Here is a 16740-nt window from a genome sequence, read left to right on the forward strand (position 1 = left end):
GCTCTGAGATGCTGACAGCCGGATCGACCACACGCACCGCTGCAGCAACAAACGCCGCTGGTGCCTTGCCCCGAAAGAAGACGACAAGTGGAACGGCCTATCACGAGGCCGGCAGCGGTGAGCCGCTGGTTCTTATTCACGGCGTCGGCATGCGGCTCGAAGCCTGGGCTCCGCAGATCGCATTCCTGTCTGCAGGCCATCGCGTCATCGCTGTCGATATGCCGGGACATGGCGAGAGCGCAAAGCTGCCGGCGGGCAGTCGGCTCGAGGAGTTCGTCACCTGGTTCGGACGCTTTCTCGACGAGATGGCAATCGACACGGCAAATGTTGCCGGGCACTCGATGGGCGCACTGGTTTCAGGAGGGGCGGCCGCGACCTTTGGCGAGCGTATCAGCCGTGTCGCCTACCTCAACGGTGTCTACAAGCGTGACCCTGAAGCAAAGGCCGCCGTGCTTTCGCGCGCCGCGGCCATTCCGGTATCGGGCGTCGACAAGGAAGGTCCTCTGGCCCGCTGGTTCGGCGATGACGCGGACAGCATCACTGCGCGTGAATTGACGCGAAAATGGTTGAACCTCGTCGATCCCCAGGGATATGCCGTCGCTTACGCCGCCTTCGCGGGAGGAGACGAGACCTACGCTGACGGCTGGAAAGACGTGGCTGGTCCGGCCCTGTTTCTGACGGGGTCCGATGATCCGAACTCGACGCCCTTGATGGCAACGCAAATGGCAGAGCTTGCGCCGCGGGGCTACGCTCGCATCGTCGAAGGTCATCGTCATATGGTGAACCTGACCGCGCCTGATATCGTCAATTCGCTGCTCGCTGAGTGGCTGTCGTTCGGGGAGGATGAACGATGACAATCCAGACTGTCGACCCAAGAGCACTGCGAGATGCATTCGGGGCCTTTCCGACCGGGGTGACTGTCGTCACCGCCTGTGACGGGGATGGAAATCCGATCGGCTTCACGGCGAACTCCTTCACCTCGGTCTCGCTCAATCCACCGCTTCTCCTCGTCTGCCTTGCCAAGACATCGCGCAATTTCGCCATCATGACCGGAGCGCAGCATTTTGCAATCAACGTGCTTTCGGAAACGCAGAAAGACGTGTCGAACACCTTTGCGCGACCGGTCGAGGATAGATTCGCGGCGGTCGAGTGGGCGAGGGGATCGGCAGGCTGCCCGATATTCTCAAGCGTGGCGGCCTGGTTCGAATGTGCCATGGAAGAGGTCATCGAGGCTGGCGACCACGTCATCTTGATGGGGCGCATCGAAGCTTTCGACAATAGCGGCCGCAACGGTCTCGGCTATGCGCGTGGCGGTTATTTCACGCCGACGCTCGCAAGCAAGGCAGTGTCCGCGGCAAGCGAAGGCAATATGGAACTTGCGGCCGTTGTCGAGCGCCGCGGGGAGGTTCTGCTGCTCGGCGAGGATGTGCTCTCCCTGCCAAGTGTCGACGCCCATGACGGCAGCCCGACCGAGGCACTGCAAAAATACCTGGAGACATCAACCGGGCTGAAGGTCAGCATCGGCTTTCTCTATTCGGTTTATGAGGGCAAGAGCGACGGCAAGCAGCACATCGTCTATCACGCCGTTGCCGGAGATGGCGAGCCTGTCGTCGGCAGGTTCCTGAAGCCTGACGCATTGGTTGCGGCAAAGTTCAAGACCAGTTCGACAGCCGATATCGTCAACCGTTTTGCGATGGAAAGCTCGATCGGCAATTTCGGCGTCTATTTCGGCGACGAGACCGGCGGCACTGTTCACCCCATTCCAGCCAAGGACGCAAAAGCATGAAGTTCTCCCTCTTCGTCCATATGGAACGGCTCGACGCCAATCAAAGCCATAAGAGTCTCTACGAGGAATTCGTCGCGCTCTGTGAGATCGCCGACAAGGGCGGCATGCACGCGATCTGGACGGGCGAACACCATGGCATGGATTTCACCATTGCGCCTAACCCGTTTGTGACCATTGCCGATCTGGCGCGCCGCACATCGCGGGCACGGCTTGGGACGGGGACGGTGATTGCCCCCTTCTGGCATCCGATCAAACTCGCCGGCGAGGCGGCCATGGCCGACATCATCTGCGATGGACGACTCGACATCGGTATCGCGCGCGGGGCCTATTCTTTCGAATACGAGCGTCTGCTGCCCGGTCTCGATGCCTGGGGTGCTGGCCAGCGCATGCGCGAGCTCATCCCGGCGGTCAAGGGCATATGGGCTGGCGACTACGCGCATGACGGGGAATTCTTCAAGTTCCCGTCGACCACGTCGGCGCCGAAACCGATGCAGCAGCCGAACCCGCCCATATGGGTGGCGGCGCGCGATCCGAACTCGCACGAATTTGCCGTCGCCAACGGCTGCAACGTTCAGGTGACGCCCCTCTGGCAGGGCGACGACGAGGTTCAGTCGTTGATGGAGCGCTTCAACGATGCATGCGCCAAGAACCCTGAGATCGAGCGGCCCAAGATCATGTTGCTGCGCCATACCTATGTCGGCTCGTCGGAGGACGATGTCGCCCAGGCCGCCCATGAACTCAGCGTCTACTACAATTATTTCTTCGCCTGGTTCAAAAATGAGAAGCCGGTTACCCAGGGTCTGATCGAACGGATCCCGGACGAACAGATCAGAGCAAACGCGATGCTGTCGGACCAGGTCATGCGCACCAACAATGTCGTTGGCGACGCTGAGACCGTCATCGCCCGGCTCAAGGCGTATGAAGCGCTCGGCTACGACGAATATTCCTTCTGGATCGACACCGGCATGAGCTTCGAGCGCAAGAAGGCGTCGCTCGAGCGCTTCATCACCGAGGTCATGCCGGCATTTCAGGAGTAAGACCATGCGACGTTTCCAGCACTATATCGATGGCGAATTTTCAGATGGCGAGGCCAGCTATCCGAGCATCGATCCAGCCTCCGGCGCGGTCTGGGCTGATATGCCCGAAGCGCGTGAGGCCGATGTCGATCGGGCCGTAAACGCGGCCGACAGGGCGCTTTACGACGGCCCATGGCCGAAACTGACGGCCACCCAACGCGGCAAGCTGCTTTACAAGCTGGCCGACCTCGTTGCTGCCAACGCGCACGTGCTCGCTGAACTGGAGACACGCGACACCGGCAAGATCATCCGCGAAACCTCGGCGCAGATCGCTTATGTCGCCGAATACTATCGCTACTATGCCGGCATCGCCGACAAGATCGAAGGTGCCTATCTGCCGATCGACAAGCCCGACATGGATGTCTGGCTTCGTCGCGAGCCGATCGGCGTCGTTGCGATGGTCGTGCCATGGAACAGCCAGCTCTTCCTGTCCGCGGTGAAGATCGGCCCGGCGCTCGCGGCCGGCTGCACGATGGTGGTCAAGGCCTCGGAAGACGGGCCGGCGCCGCTTCTCGAATTTGCACGGCTCGTGCACGAGGCAGGCTTTCCCGCCGGCGTGGTCAACATCATCACGGGTTTCGGCGCCTCCTGTGGCGCCGCCCTCGGCCGCCATCCGAAGGTCGCGCACGTCGCCTTCACCGGCGGACCCGAAACCGCCCGGCACGTCGTTCGCAACTCGGCCGAAAACCTCGCCTCCACCTCGCTTGAACTTGGCGGCAAGTCGCCATTCATCGTCTTTGCCGATGCGGACCTCGAAAGTGCGGCCAATGCCCAGGTCGCAGGCATCTTCGCCGCGACAGGGCAGAGCTGCGTTGCCGGATCGCGCCTCATCGTCGAACGCAGCGTCAAGGATAGATTCGTCGCCCTGCTACGCGAGAAGGCGGAGGCGATCCGGATCGGTGCTCCGCTCGATATGGCGACAGAAGTCGGCCCGCTTGCCACCAGGCGCCAGCAGGACAATATCGGCGCCCTCGTCGCCAAGTCGATTGAAAGCGGCGCCCGGCTCGTGACGGGAGGACGCAAGATCGACGGCGAAGGCTATTATTTCCCGCCGACGATTCTCGACTGCGACGATGTCGCCTCGCCCTCCCTGATCGAGGAATTCTTCGGACCGGTCCTGTCCGTCGTGTCATTCGAGACGGAGGCCGAGGCGCTGCGGCTCGCCAACGATACCCGTTATGGCCTGGCTTCCGGCGTCTTCACCCAGAACCTCACCCGGGCGCACCGGCTGATGAAGGGGCTGCGTGCCGGGATCGTCTGGGTCAACACCTACCGCGCCGTCTCGCCGATCGCGCCGTTCGGCGGTTTCGGCCTGTCAGGCCATGGCAGGGAGGGCGGCATGGCCGCGGCGCTCGATTATACCCGTACCAAGACGATCTGGCTCAGGACATCGGACGATCCGATCCCCGATCCCTTCGTGATGAGGTAGCGCCGATGTTTTACGAGATCCGGACCTATCGGCTGAAGAACGGCACGATCCCGCAATATCTCAAGGTCGTCGAGGAGGAGGGGATCGAGATCCAGAAGAGCCATCTCGGTACGCTCGTCGGTTACTTCTTTTCGGAGATCGGGACGATCAACGAGATCGTTCACATCTGGGCCTTTGCGAGCCTGGACGACCGGGAGGCGAGGCGCCAGAGGCTTTTGGCCGATCCCCGGTGGCAGGCCTTCCTGCCCAAGATCCGCGATCTCATCGAGGTGGCGGAAAACAAGATTATGAAGCCAGCTAACTTTTCTCCCAGGAGCGAGGCGCACTGACGGCATAAGGCATACAGGACAAACCAGAACAAGGATAAGGGAACATGAAAACAACATTTGCTTTCGCGGCGGTTGCCGCATTTGTGGCTGTGTCCGTACCGGCGCACGCCGACAACATGGTCTTTTCGAGCTGGGGAGGAACGACCCAGGACGCGCAGAAGGCCGCATGGGCTAGCCCGTTCACGGAGAAGACCGGGATCACCGTCGTACAGGACGGACCGACGGACTACGGCAAGCTCAAGGCGATGGTCGAGGCTGGCCAGGTTACCTGGGACGTTGTCGACGTCGAAGGCGACTATGCCGCCCAGGCCGGCAAGAATGGCCAGCTCGAGAAACTCGATTTCTCCGTCATCGACAAATCCAAGCTCGATCCGCGCTTCGTGACCGATTATTCGGTCGGCAGCTTCTATTATTCCTTCGTGATCGGCTGCAATGCCGATGCCGTCAGCGCCTGCCCGAAGACATGGGCTGACCTGTTCGACACGGCAAAATTTCCGGGAAAGCGCACATTCTACAAGTGGTCGGCTCCCGGCGTGATCGAAGCGGCGCTGCTTGCCGACGGCGTGGCCGCCGACAAGCTCTATCCGCTTGATCTCGACCGCGCCTTCAAGAAGCTCGATACGATCAAATCGGATATCGTCTGGTGGTCGGGCGGCGCACAGTCGCAGCAGCTTCTGGCATCCGCCGAGGCTCCTTTCGGCAGTGTCTGGAATGGCCGCATGACCGCGCTTGCGGCGAGCGGCATCAAGACCGAGACCTCGTGGGAACAGAACATCACCGCTGCGGATTCGCTCGTCGTGCCGAAGGGTTCGCCGAACGTGGAAGCCGCTATGAAGTTCATTGCGATGGCGACCTCGGCCGAACCGCAGGCCGCCCTTGCAAAAGCCACCGGATATGCGCCAATCAACGTTGACTCGGCCAAGCTGATGGATCCGGAAACGGCCAAGACCCTGCCGGATCAGCAGACGGCCAGCCAGGTGAATGCCGACATGAACTACTGGGCGGACAATCGCGATGCCATCGGCGAGAAGTGGTACGCCTGGCAGGCGAAATAGTCTGAAACTTGAGACGGATGGGCACGGCGAATGTGCGCCGTGCCTCCCGCAGCGTCGGAGCCGATTTGTCGGACCTCGGCGCCTGCGGAATTTGACGGGTGGGAAGGACTGTCATGTCGACATATAGCGATGCCTCCGCTGCAATTGCGCCCCTGCCAAAGGCGCGCAGGGCAACAGGGTTTGGCGGGGTCCTTCCGGCGCTCGCCTTCGTGGCGATCTTTTTCATCGCGCCGGTGGCGGTACTCTTGCTGCGCAGCGTGCTGGAACCGGTGCCGGGCTTTGGAAACTATGCGCAGCTGATCGGGTCCGCGACCTATCTCAAGATTTTCGCCAACACCTTCATCGTCTCGGGTCTCGTCACGGCGATTTCGCTGCTGATCGGATTTCCCGTTGCCTGGGCACTGGCAATCATGCCCGGGCGGCTGACCTCGGTGATCTTTGCCATCCTGCTCCTGTCGATGTGGACCAACCTGCTTGCCCGCACCTATGCTTGGATGGTGCTTTTGCAGCGGACGGGACTGATCAACAAGATGCTGATCGGAATGGGGCTGATCGACAAACCTTTGGCACTGGTCAACAACCTGACCGGGGTCACGATCGGCATGACCTATATCATGTTGCCCTTCATCATCCTGCCGCTCTACGGCGTGATCAGGAAGATCGACCCGTCGACCCTGCAGGCGGCAGCACTTTGCGGCGCCAACCGGTGGCAGTGCCTGACCCGTGTCCTGCTGCCCTTGGCCATGCCCGGCATGGCGGCTGGCGCCCTCATGGTCTTCGTCATGTCCCTTGGTTATTTCGTCACGCCGTCGCTGCTCGGCGGCACTGCGAACATGATGCTCGCAGAGCTGATCGCGCAATTCGTGCAGTCGCTGGTCAACTGGGGAATGGGCGGTGCCGCGGCGCTGGTGCTCCTCGTGGTGACCCTGTCGCTCTACGCCGTGCAGTTGCGCTTCGTCGGCAACCAGAACCCGGGAGGGCGTTGACATGTTGCTCAATTTCGACCGCCTCGGCTGGTGGAAATATATCCTGCTGACGATCACGCTTCTGACTGCGGCCTTTCTGCTGCTGCCGATCGTCTTTATCGCCGCACTGTCCTTCGGCTCCTCGCAGTGGCTGATCTTTCCGCCGCCCGGATGGACGCTTCAATGGTACAGCGAGCTCTTTGCCGATCCGCGCTGGCTGGAATCGGCCTGGACGAGCTTCAAGATCGCGGTCATCGTGACTGTTCTGTCGGTGCTGCTCGGGCTTGTGACTTCCTTCGGGCTGGTGCGCGGTTCGTTCCTGTTCCGCGATGCGCTGAAAGCGCTGTTCCTGACGCCGATGATCCTTCCCGTCGTGGTTCTTGCGGTTGCCCTTTATGCCTTCTTCCTGAGGATCGGCCTTGGCGGCACGTTGATAGGTTTCGTCATTTCCCACCTCGTTCTCGCGCTGCCTTTCTCGATCCTGTCCATATCCAGTGCGCTGGAGGGCTTCGACAAATCGATCGAAGATGCGGCGGTTCTGTGCGGTGCCTCGCCTCTGGAAGCAAAGATCAGGGTCACCCTGCCGGCGATCAGCCATGGGCTGTTTTCGGCTGCCGTCTTCTCGTTCCTGACATCCTGGGACGAGGTGGTGGTGGCGATCTTCATGTCCAGCCCGACCCTGCAGACGCTGCCCGTCAAGGTCTGGGCGACGTTGCGGCAGGACCTGACGCCCGTTGTCGCTGCGGCATCGACCCTTCTCATCCTTTTGACGATCATCTTGATGGCGCTGGTTGCCGTCGTGCGTAAGGTACTGAAACAATGAAAGAACCATTCCTTCAGATCAGCGGAATACGCAAGGAATACGGCCCTGTCGTCGCCGTCCACGACGTCAATCTCGACGTTCGACGCGGGGAGTTCCTGACCTTTCTCGGACCGTCCGGATCCGGGAAAAGCACGACCCTCTACATCCTGGCCGGTTTTGAAACTCCGACGAAAGGCGACATCACGCTGGAGGGCAAGACCTTGCTCGACACGCCGTCGCACAAACGCAACATCGGCATGGTGTTCCAGCGCTACACCTTGTTTCCGCATTTGACGGTGGGCGAAAACATCGCCTTCCCGCTGAAGGTCCGGCGCAAGTCCAAGGCCGAGGTCGACAGCAAGGTGAAGGAGATGCTGCGCCTCGTCAGGCTCGAAGGCTTCGAGGATCGCAAGCCCGCACAAATGTCCGGCGGCCAGCAGCAGCGTGTCGCCCTTGCCAGAGCCCTTGCCTATGATCCGCCGGTGCTTCTGATGGACGAGCCGCTGTCGGCGCTCGACAAGAAGCTGCGCGAGGAAATCCAGCATGAGATACGCCGGATCCATCAGCAGACCGAAGTGACGATCCTCTATGTCACGCACGACCAGGAGGAGGCGCTGCGGCTCTCCGACCGCATCGCCGTCTTTTCCAAGGGCGTCATCGACCAGATCGGAACAGGCCCCGAACTCTATGCCAATCCCAAGACCCGCTTCGTTGCCGAATTCATCGGCGACAGCGACTTCATTTCGTGCGACCTGGTGTCATCCTCCGACGGACAAGCCACCATTGCGCTCGGAGGCGGGACCATCTTCAATCAAATTCCGGTGCATGGAAAAGGGACCTCCGGCGCCAGGGCAGCTCTGATGCTGCGGCCTGAGCGCATTCGCCTGTCGCGCGTCCGGGCGGCCGGCGTGGGTCTTGCCGCGACGGTCAGCGACATTACCTTTCTCGGCAACAATATCCACGTCTCGACGGAGACGGCGGCCGGCGAGGCGCTTTCGGTCCGCTTGCCATTCGGTCATGAGGCTATTGCCGGGCTCAATCGTGGAGATATAGTCCATCTGGATTTCGATCCCGGCGCCGCTCACGTATTCTGCTGAAAGTTGTCCTATGAAGCTCAATGATCCCTCGCTGTTCCGTCAGGCATGCCCCATCGCCGATCGCTGGATCGAAGCGGAAGGCCGCAAGGCGGCGACGGTCCGCAATCCGGCGACAGGTGAGGTGCTGGGGGTGGTCCCTGACCTCGGCGCCGCGGAAACGGAAGATGCCATCCGCGCCGCCGTCATCGCCCAGAAGCTTTGGGCGAAGAAGACCGCCGGGGAGCGCGCCGCCATTCTCAAGGCATGGCACCGCCTGATGATCGAAAACCGCGATGATCTGGCGATGATCCTGACGCTGGAGCAGGGAAAGCCGCTCGCCGAGGCCAAGGGGGAGATCACCTATGGCGCGAGCTTCATCGAATGGTTCGCCGAAGAGGCGAGACGCATCAACGGCGAGGTCGTACCGGGACATCAGCCGGACAAGCGGATCCTCGTCCTGCGCCAGCCTGCAGGCGTGGTGGCGGCGATCACGCCCTGGAACTTTCCGAACGCGATGATCACCCGCAAGATCGGCCCCGCGCTTGCCGCCGGCTGTGCCGTGGTTCTCAAGCCGGCGCTGCAGACGCCATTCTCCGCCATAGCGATCGCCGTTCTCGGTGAGCGTGCCGGCCTGCCGCCGGGGCTTCTCAACATCGTCACGGGTGACGCAGCGGCAATTGGCGGGGCGCTGACGGCAAGCCGTGACGTTCGCGTCCTGACCTTCACCGGGTCCACCCGGACGGGCGAACTGCTTTACCGGCAATGCGCGCCGACGATCAAAAAGCTCGGCCTTGAGCTTGGCGGCAATGCACCCTTCATCGTGTTCGACGACGCCGATCTCGACGCTGCCGTCGAAGGCGCGCTCATCGCCAAGTTCCGCAACAACGGCCAGACCTGCGTCTGCGCCAATCGGCTTTATGTTCAGGACGGCGTCTACGAAGCGTTTGCCGCCAAGCTGGCCGCAGCCGTTTCGGGCTTGAAGGTCGGCAACGGTCTCGACCGTGACGTCGTGCTTGGTCCGCTGATCGATGACAATGCCGTCGCCAAGGTCGAAAGCCATATCAGCGATGCCGTTTCAAAGGGTGCCGGGATCGTCTTAGGCGGCAAACGCCACGCGCTCGGCGGCCATTTCTTCGAGCCGACGATCCTACGCGATGTTGCTGCCGGCATGCAGGTCGCGCGCGAGGAAACCTTCGGGCCGCTCGCACCGCTTTTCCGTTTCCGCGACGAGCAGGACGTCATCGAACAGGCAAACGACACCGAGTTCGGGCTCGCTTCGTATTTTTATGCCCGCGATCTGTCGCGGGTATTTCGCGTGGCCGAAGCGCTCGAATATGGGATGGTCGGCGTCAATACCGGTCTCGTCTCGACGGCTGAGGCTCCGTTCGGCGGCGTGAAAATGTCGGGCCTCGGTCGCGAAGGGTCGCGGCACGGATTGGACGAATATACGGAACTTAAATATGTATGCCTCGGCGGCATTGCCTGACCTGGTCGATGCTTGCGCTTTGCCGCAAAGAAAGACCGAGAATGCATTGGCAAACGGATTTTTGCCGATGCATTCCGTTAATCGCCAAAGCTCTGGGGTGAAATTCAAACTGCTAAAGTGCCGAGTTTGCTTCCGTTTCGGCGAGGCGGTGAGCGATGCGGTCGGCATTGGCCATGATCGTCATCGTGACGTATTTCGAGGAAAGATCGGGAAGAATCGAACCATCGACGACGTAAAGACCGGGATGGAGATTCAGCTCGCCATCGGAAGAAGTGCCGAACGGGCCGGCCGCGCCCATAGGCAGAGTGCCGGCGAAATGTGCATCGATGCCAGGTTCCGCCAGCGATGCGCCCGGGAGCTGTATCAGTCCCAACCGTTTCCATTCACGGCGGAGCATTTTTTTCAAAGTCTCGTCGCGAAGGCCAAAACCGTCTGCGAAGCCGCCGCGGACGGTCAGACGCTTTCCTGCCGTTTCATCCCGACGGATGTAGCTGTGGCTCTGATCGCCGGGATAATAGATCGTCCCGACGAGGAGACTGCTGCCGATAAGCTCGAACGCCGCGCGCCCGGCTTTTCGACCGAGCGGCATCCTGTTGATAAAACTCTGCGCCGGCAGAGTACCAACTTCATAGATCGCTCCCGTCACGTAATCGGATGCGCCGCTGCCGTAGCGCAGAGATAAGCCAAGCTGCGCAAGGCTGTGCGTCGGCGTCGGGGAACGCAACAAACGTGGGGGACAGAGCAGAGGGACGGCCAGTGTGGGGCTGTTCAGGAGACGCAGCCCTTGCTCGCCAAACGGCAGGAGATCGGCCAGCAGGGCGGCTGTTCCGAGAACCCCAGCGGCAAGAATGATCCTCGGCGCGGAAAATGACGATCCGTCTGCCGTTCCGACTGTCCAGCCCGAGCTGTGTGTCAGCGAGATCGCCTGCATGTTATCGAGCAAACGAAAATGCGGAGACTTTCGCAACAGAAGCAGATCCCGCCTGCTGTTATAGATCGCGCCGGTCGGGCAGCCATAGAGACAGTCGTCGCGCAGATCGCATGCCGCCCGCCCGGGCCGCGCCGCCGAAAGTATGGCATTGACGGCCGGAAAAAGCCGGAACGACCCATCAGCCGGCTTTACGGCCTGGTGTCGATGGAGAACATGGGCCGCTGTCGCTCCAAGCGGCAGGACGGGCTCGCCGTCAGCGTCTATCGCAACATCCGCATTCCTGCTGATGCCGATGCGCTTGGCGACATGCTCGTAGGACCTCTGCAAGGAGGCGATGTCTATTGGCCAATTCGCGATGTCTTCGGCATCGAGATAGCTGATTTGCGCTCCCCAAATGTTGGAGAGCCCGCCGCGGGCAAGGCTGCCGATTGGGATGAAACCGTCGCCGGTTATGCCGGATTGGCGTCGAAAAGGTTCGAGAATTCCTCGTGCTGCAGGGGTCTGCAATTTCGGCGAACTTCCGTCGTCCGTTCGCAGCGATTCCAGATTGCTTCCCAGGACGCGGACGCTGCGGCTTTCCTCTTGCGATCCGGCATCATCCCCGCCATCCAGCATCAGAACGCGGCGTCCGGCCGCTATCAGGGGAAACGCAGCGGAGACACCGGCAGGTCCACTGCCGATGATGATGAAGTCGGCGTCCGGCCCATTCATCGATATCTCCCCGCTAAAAGCACGCGGAGCGGAAAGAGCAAAACATCGCTCGAAATCGCCAGCATCGCGCCGAAAAATCCGACCTTTTTGCCCGAGGCCCTTTCCGGTTCGCTCGCGAGGTCGGCCAAATAGAGGGCCTGCGCGAGGCGATGCCGTGTTCGATTGGCCGGCGGTTCAAAGAGCGCCAGCAAACCAGGATGCCTGATCATTGCCGGGGAAAGGCCGAGCGGCGATAACCCTTCACGCCGCAGCCCTTCACAAAGCCGTTGCAGCTGTATTTCGGTGGGCGCGATGCCTAGATATCGCAGCAGAGCCTGTGCCTCACGTCGCGATGGCTCCTCGTGTGTCTGGCCGAATTCTCCGGCAAGCGTAGGCGCTGGGTCAGCCAGGTTCAACTTCAGGAGCCTGAGGCTCTCGCTACTCTCCATCGGTGCGGCGCCTGCAAGCCCCAGGACGCGCTCCGGATCGACCGTGGGAATCAACGGGAGAAGCTTCGTCATTCGGCAGGCGAGGAGTGCGGCGGTCAGGGGAACCGGTATGAAATGAAGGTTGCCCTTACCCTGGCCGCGGCGGAGAATTCTGAGCCAGGCGGCAAAGCTTATGGGCTTTTCCGGCGCCAGCACAAATGTCTTCAGCGGCTGGTTCTCTCCGGTCGCCAGCGCCAGCAGGCCTGCGGCGACTTCGTCGAGATGAATGGGCTGAACTTTTCGGCTGAGCCCGATCATCGGCAGGATTGGGCTGAGCGCCGCCAATTTCGCCATCAGGCCGTACATCGCTGTGCGCGGGCCGCCATAAACCAACCCTATTCGCGCAATTCTGACGATCGGTGCCGCCTTGCAGGCAGCCAAATGCTCTTCGATCCTGAACTTGGTCCGGCCGTAGACATTGAGCGCTTCTCTTCTGGACGAGGTGGACGAGGCAAAAACGAAGCGCGGCACGCCGGCTGCCTTTGCCGCTTCCGCCAGCTTCAATGTGCCTGATATATTGACGTTTTCTTCTTCGGCCGCCTCCGGCGGAGTAGCCCAGGAATGCGCGAGATGGACGAGCCCAATCGCTCCCTCCAGATCGGACGCGGCAGGCTCATCGCCAATGCGCCACGCCGGGCCGAGCCGGCGGCCGAGTTCAACCACGTCGAAGCCGCGCTCACGCGCCATCGCGACAAGTCTTGCACCGATATAGCCGGTCGATCCCGTGATGATGAGACGTGGTGCCATTCACACTCTCTACTGCGCAAAGGCGATGCGCGCGCCGCTCCAGTCAAAACGAAACTCGATTTCCTTGAGCTGCGACAGCGCTTGCCGGACTTTTTCCTGACGATCTCTAGGGCAATAGAGAACGAGGAATCCCCCTCCGCCTGCACCCGCAAGCTTGCCACCGATAGCGCCGGCGGCACGGGCTGCCTCGTAACACTCGTCGATCGCATTGTTGGTAATCTTCGACGTCAGCGATCTTTTCATCATCCATCCGCGGTGCAGCGCTTCGCCGAACGCACTGAGATCTCCAGCCATCAGGATGTCGCGCATTTCGTAGCTCAACTGTACCATGCGCTCGACGGTCCGGAATTTTTCTTCGTCCGCTTCCATGGCTTGCACCTGCGTCGACAGCACTGAGCGCGTGTCGCGCTGGCTTCCTGTGAAAAACAACAGGATGTTGCTCTCGAGTTCTGCCATCTTTTCGGAGCCGAGGACGACGGGCTGAACGTTGACGCCGCCGTTGGGATTGAATTCGATGAAGTTCAGGCCGCCATGGGCGGCCGCATATTGGTCCTGCTTGCCGATCGGCTCCTTCAGGATATCGATTTCGAGTTTGCACGCTTCTTCCGCCAGCTGATCCTTGGAGGCAAAGCGCGACCGGTGGGCGTAGAGCGCATTGATCAGCGCCACGGAAAAGGAACTGGATGATCCCAGCCCGGTTCCCGAGGGAATGTCGGCGACCGAAGCAACTTCGATGCCGGGCTCGACCCGGTGCATTCGCAGGGCCTCGCGCAGCAGCGGATGCGCGATCTCCTCAAGCGTATCGGCGAGCTCGGTGCGCGTATATTTGAGATGATATTTGTTTTCATTGAAGTAGTTATGCACGATAACGAAGCTGTACTTGGCGATCGCGCAGGACAATACCGCGCCCGCTTGACGACGGTAGTAGGACGCTATGTCCGAGCCGCCTCCGGCGAAGCTGACCCGAAAAGGTGCGGATGAAACGATCAAAGGATGGCCTCCTCGAGATTGATGACGATATCGGCCGATGTCCGCTGTAGATCGATCCTCGGCCACTCCTCTTGAATTCGCGATGCCCAGAGCCCGTCGGCCGCGGCTGCCGTAAGGCCTTTCCAGGCGTAAAAATTGTGAAAGCGGTTGAGCAGTGTCTGCTGTGATGCCTCGACGAAGACAGCCATATCGACATCTTCGCGGATCGACCTGTGTCCGGCAAAGATGCCGTCCAGCAGAATGACCTCGGCATCACGCGCATCATAGGTGGTCGTATCCTTGCCCTGACTACGGCTTGCCGCGTCATAGCTGGGCGCCTCGACCTGTCCGGATTGGCGCAGCCTGCTGACGATCTCGGGATAGAGCTCGACCCTGTTGCGTTCCTCCGCGGTCATATCAGGACGGCGATATTCGAGCGGCAGTATCCAGCGATCGAGTTCCAGCCTCAGCACCCGGCGTCCTGATTCCGAGAGCATACGCTCGACCGCATGCGCAAACGTGCTTTTCCCGGAACGGGAACGGCCGCAGACGCTGACGAGCAGCGGACTTGCTTTACTTTGAAGTCGTTGATGAATGGCTCCGGAAAGCTCTTTTCCGATATCTTGATAACCGCATTGAAAGCGAACGGCGTCATAGACCGTGTCGAAGACAAGATCGGCACGCGGAATATCTGTTTCCGCAGCAGGATAGCTCTTCTCATCCCGCAGGCCATAACCCGTCCGGACGCCATAGGCCCAGATGCCTGCCTTACGGGCCGCACCTATGTCGCGCAGGCTGTCTCCGATGAGGACGGATTTCGATTTTTCGACCGGCAACTCGGTCATTGCCTGGCGGATCATCAGATCGCCCGGTTTGCGGCATGCACAATTGATCTTGAGTTCGGGGATCTCATTGGGAAATCCTTTGTCCGGATGGTGCGGACAAAAGTAAATACGGTCCAGGACGCCGCCATCTTCGGCCAGCTCGGCCTCCAGGCGACCAAGAACATGATCCAGGCCGGATTCATCGAGCAGGCCTTTGGCGACCTGCGGCCTGTTGGTGACGGCAATCGCCAGGAAACCGGCCTCGCGGGCGAGCCGCACCGCTTCGCCGGCTCGGCCGATCAGCTTCACCTGGTCGGGATGTATGACGCCATGGCCGCCGACATCTTCGTTGAGTACGCCATCGCAATCGAAAAACACCGCTGGTCTTCTAACGGACAGATGGACCGCATGAACCCGTTCCTGCCGAAGATCCTCCGCCGCGGCAGCATGTCGGCTCGGAGACCCGGTATCCTTCATATATTCCGGCGTGTCATAGATTGCGACCGGGATGGAACGTTCGAGGAGACCGGGAATGACATCATGGATCATGTCGGCCGGCCGCCCCGGCAGGAGCGTCTCGAAAAACTGGTTGGAAGCCACGTACAAACCGGCCGGTACGAGATTGCGCCAATCAGCATCGCGGGGCGTTTTGCGAGGTAACAGGCGCTGGAGATAACCGCTCTTCTGGACGACGAGATCGGATGTGCGGGGATGATCGTTGGGGTGAACGATGATGGTCAGAGCGGCTGGAAATTGATGACGATGACGTGCCAGTGCCGCCAGATCGATGTCAAAAAGCATGTCGCCGTAGACGATCAGGACGTCACCTAATGTCGTGTCCAAAGTCGTCAAGCAGCCTGCCGTGCCGAGCGGAGACGTCTCGACGAAGACGTCGATCGTGATGCCGAGCTTTTCAGCTTCCGGGCCAAGAGCAGGTTCCAGCTGGCTGCCGAGGTGACCACCGAGCACGCGCACATGCTGAACACCTTCGCGGGCCAGCACACGAATCTGCCTGAGAATGATCGGCACGCCGCCAAGCGGCAAAAGAGCCTTCGGAATGGCATCGCCTGTCATGCTGCGAGCACGCGTTCCAAGGCCCCCGGCAATAATGACGGCCTGGCGGATAGCGCCTTCAGAACCCATTCGCCAGGATCCGCTCGACGGCAAGTTCAACGGCCTCGGTTGATTTTCGCTTTGGAGACCAGCCCAGCGCGACGAGCCGGCTTATGTCGTAGCTGAAGCGCGGCACATCGCCCAGCCAGCCGCGGTCCTCGCTTCCGTATTCGATAGCGGCTCCGGCTGCGACCTTGGAGACCACGATCTCGGCGATATCGCGGACGGACGTTTCGCCGATGCCGCTGGCATGAAATACTTCATAGGCGCCGGGTGCCTTGTCCCATGCAAGGAGAATCGCATCCACCAGATCTCCGACATAGAGATAGGGCTTTGTCTGCATTCCGTTGCCGAGCACCTGAAGTCTCGTCGGATCAGCCTTCAACCTGTTGATGAAATCGTAGATCGCTCCATGCGTGGAGCGTTCTCCAATGACATTCGGAAAACGCAGCACCAATGTCTTGATGCCGAATGACAGCGCATAGACAGACAGATAGGCTTCGGCGGCAAGCTTGCTGGCGCCATAGAATGAGATCGGCCGCAAAGGACCATGATTCTCGCGGATGTTGCCTTCAGCTTCGCCGAACACAGCCGACGTGCTGGCGAAAAAGAGCTTGTCGATCTTATGCTTGCGCATGATGGCAAGCAGCGTTGTCGTCGTCAGCTGGTTCAGCTGCAGGTCCAGTTCCGCATTGGCATTGCCTGCGGCAATATCGGAATTGGCGGCGAGATGAAAAACAGCGTCGGGGCGATCCGCCGCAATGAGCTGATCCATGCCTTCCCGATCAAGCATATCCAGTTCGTGGAAACGAAAATCCGATCGCTCCAGCAGGTGATCTATGTTCTGCATGCGGCCAAGATGAAGATTGTCGATCGCGGTGACCCGATAGCCCTTTTCCAAAAGGCGATCGCAGAGATGGCTGCCGATAAATCCGGCCCCTCCTGTTACCAAGGCATGCATGTCGGCGGCTCCA

15 protein-coding genes are annotated in these 16740 nt (G+C 60.6%); 10 read left to right on the plus strand and 5 right to left on the minus strand.

Features of this window, described 5'->3' with window-relative positions; translation table 11 throughout:
• Positions 1–8: 8 nt before the first annotated feature.
• From FFM53_RS35065 to FFM53_RS35110, 10 genes are all read left to right on the plus strand, one after another.
• A complete protein-coding gene (locus FFM53_RS35065) occupies positions 9–854 on the plus strand; it encodes an alpha/beta fold hydrolase (RefSeq protein ID WP_138334578.1) in 846 nt (281 codons plus the stop codon).
• Positions 851–1786, plus strand: coding sequence for a flavin reductase family protein (locus FFM53_RS35070; RefSeq protein WP_138390201.1), 936 nt, complete (start codon positions 851–853; stop codon positions 1784–1786). Before FFM53_RS35065 ends, FFM53_RS35070 begins: the two co-directional genes overlap by 4 nt.
• Positions 1783–2823 carry an LLM class flavin-dependent oxidoreductase gene (locus FFM53_RS35075; protein ID WP_138390202.1) on the plus strand — a complete coding sequence of 347 codons (1041 nt, stop codon included), beginning with the start codon at positions 1783–1785 and terminating at the stop codon, positions 2821–2823. Before FFM53_RS35070 ends, FFM53_RS35075 begins: the two co-directional genes overlap by 4 nt.
• Positions 2824–2827: 4 nt before the next feature.
• The gene (locus FFM53_RS35080; protein ID WP_138390203.1) at positions 2828–4291 is read left to right on the plus strand and encodes an aldehyde dehydrogenase; all 1464 of its coding nucleotides are present in this window, start codon (positions 2828–2830) and stop codon (positions 4289–4291) included.
• A gap of 5 nt (positions 4292–4296) precedes the next feature.
• On the plus strand, positions 4297–4620 hold the full coding sequence (locus FFM53_RS35085) for an NIPSNAP family protein (protein WP_003538302.1): 324 nt from the start codon (positions 4297–4299) through the stop codon (positions 4618–4620).
• A 44-nt stretch (positions 4621–4664) separates the two neighbouring features.
• Complete coding sequence (locus FFM53_RS35090; RefSeq protein ID WP_138390204.1) at positions 4665–5675, plus strand: ABC transporter substrate-binding protein; 1011 nt, start codon at positions 4665–4667, stop codon at positions 5673–5675.
• Positions 5676–5788: 113 nt separating this feature from the next.
• The gene (locus FFM53_RS35095) at positions 5789–6661 is read left to right on the plus strand and encodes an ABC transporter permease (RefSeq protein ID WP_138390205.1); all 873 of its coding nucleotides are present in this window, start codon (positions 5789–5791) and stop codon (positions 6659–6661) included.
• Position 6662: 1 nt separating this feature from the next.
• Positions 6663–7463 carry an ABC transporter permease gene (locus FFM53_RS35100; RefSeq protein WP_138390206.1) on the plus strand — a complete coding sequence of 267 codons (801 nt, stop codon included), beginning with the start codon at positions 6663–6665 and terminating at the stop codon, positions 7461–7463.
• Positions 7460–8539 (plus strand): ABC transporter ATP-binding protein, encoded by a 1080-nt coding sequence (locus tag FFM53_RS35105; protein ID WP_138390207.1) that lies wholly within the window; start codon positions 7460–7462, stop codon positions 8537–8539. The genes FFM53_RS35100 and FFM53_RS35105 overlap by 4 nt, the downstream gene beginning before the upstream one ends.
• 10 nt (positions 8540–8549) lie before the next feature.
• Positions 8550–10004, plus strand: coding sequence for an NAD-dependent succinate-semialdehyde dehydrogenase (locus FFM53_RS35110; RefSeq protein ID WP_138390208.1), 1455 nt, complete (start codon positions 8550–8552; stop codon positions 10002–10004).
• Positions 10005–10116: 112 nt separating this feature from the next.
• Here FFM53_RS35110 and FFM53_RS35115 read toward each other — a convergent pair whose 3' ends face one another.
• From FFM53_RS35115 to FFM53_RS35135, 5 genes are read right to left on the minus strand one after another with little or no spacing between them, the layout of a single operon-like run.
• Entirely contained in the window at positions 10117–11646 is a 1530-nt protein-coding gene (locus tag FFM53_RS35115) for an FAD-dependent oxidoreductase (RefSeq protein WP_138390209.1), read from the minus strand.
• Positions 11643–12860, minus strand: a complete 1218-nt coding sequence (locus FFM53_RS35120) for an NAD-dependent epimerase/dehydratase family protein (protein WP_138390210.1) — start codon at positions 12858–12860, stop codon at positions 11643–11645. The genes FFM53_RS35115 and FFM53_RS35120 overlap by 4 nt, the downstream gene beginning before the upstream one ends.
• 9 nt (positions 12861–12869) lie before the next feature.
• A complete protein-coding gene (locus tag FFM53_RS35125; RefSeq protein WP_138390211.1) occupies positions 12870–13850 on the minus strand; it encodes a GHMP family kinase ATP-binding protein in 981 nt (326 codons plus the stop codon).
• Positions 13847–15796, minus strand: coding sequence for an HAD-IIIA family hydrolase (locus tag FFM53_RS35130; RefSeq protein ID WP_138390212.1), 1950 nt, complete (start codon positions 15794–15796; stop codon positions 13847–13849). Before FFM53_RS35130 ends, FFM53_RS35125 begins: the two co-directional genes overlap by 4 nt.
• Positions 15786–16727: an SDR family NAD(P)-dependent oxidoreductase gene (locus FFM53_RS35135; protein ID WP_138390213.1), complete on the minus strand. Its 942-nt coding sequence runs from the start codon at positions 16725–16727 to the stop codon at positions 15786–15788. Before FFM53_RS35135 ends, FFM53_RS35130 begins: the two co-directional genes overlap by 11 nt.
• Positions 16728–16740: the final 13 nt, after the last annotated feature.

The organism is Rhizobium indicum (assembly GCF_005862305.2).
Taxonomy (GTDB): Bacteria; Pseudomonadota; Alphaproteobacteria; order Rhizobiales; family Rhizobiaceae; genus Rhizobium; species Rhizobium indicum.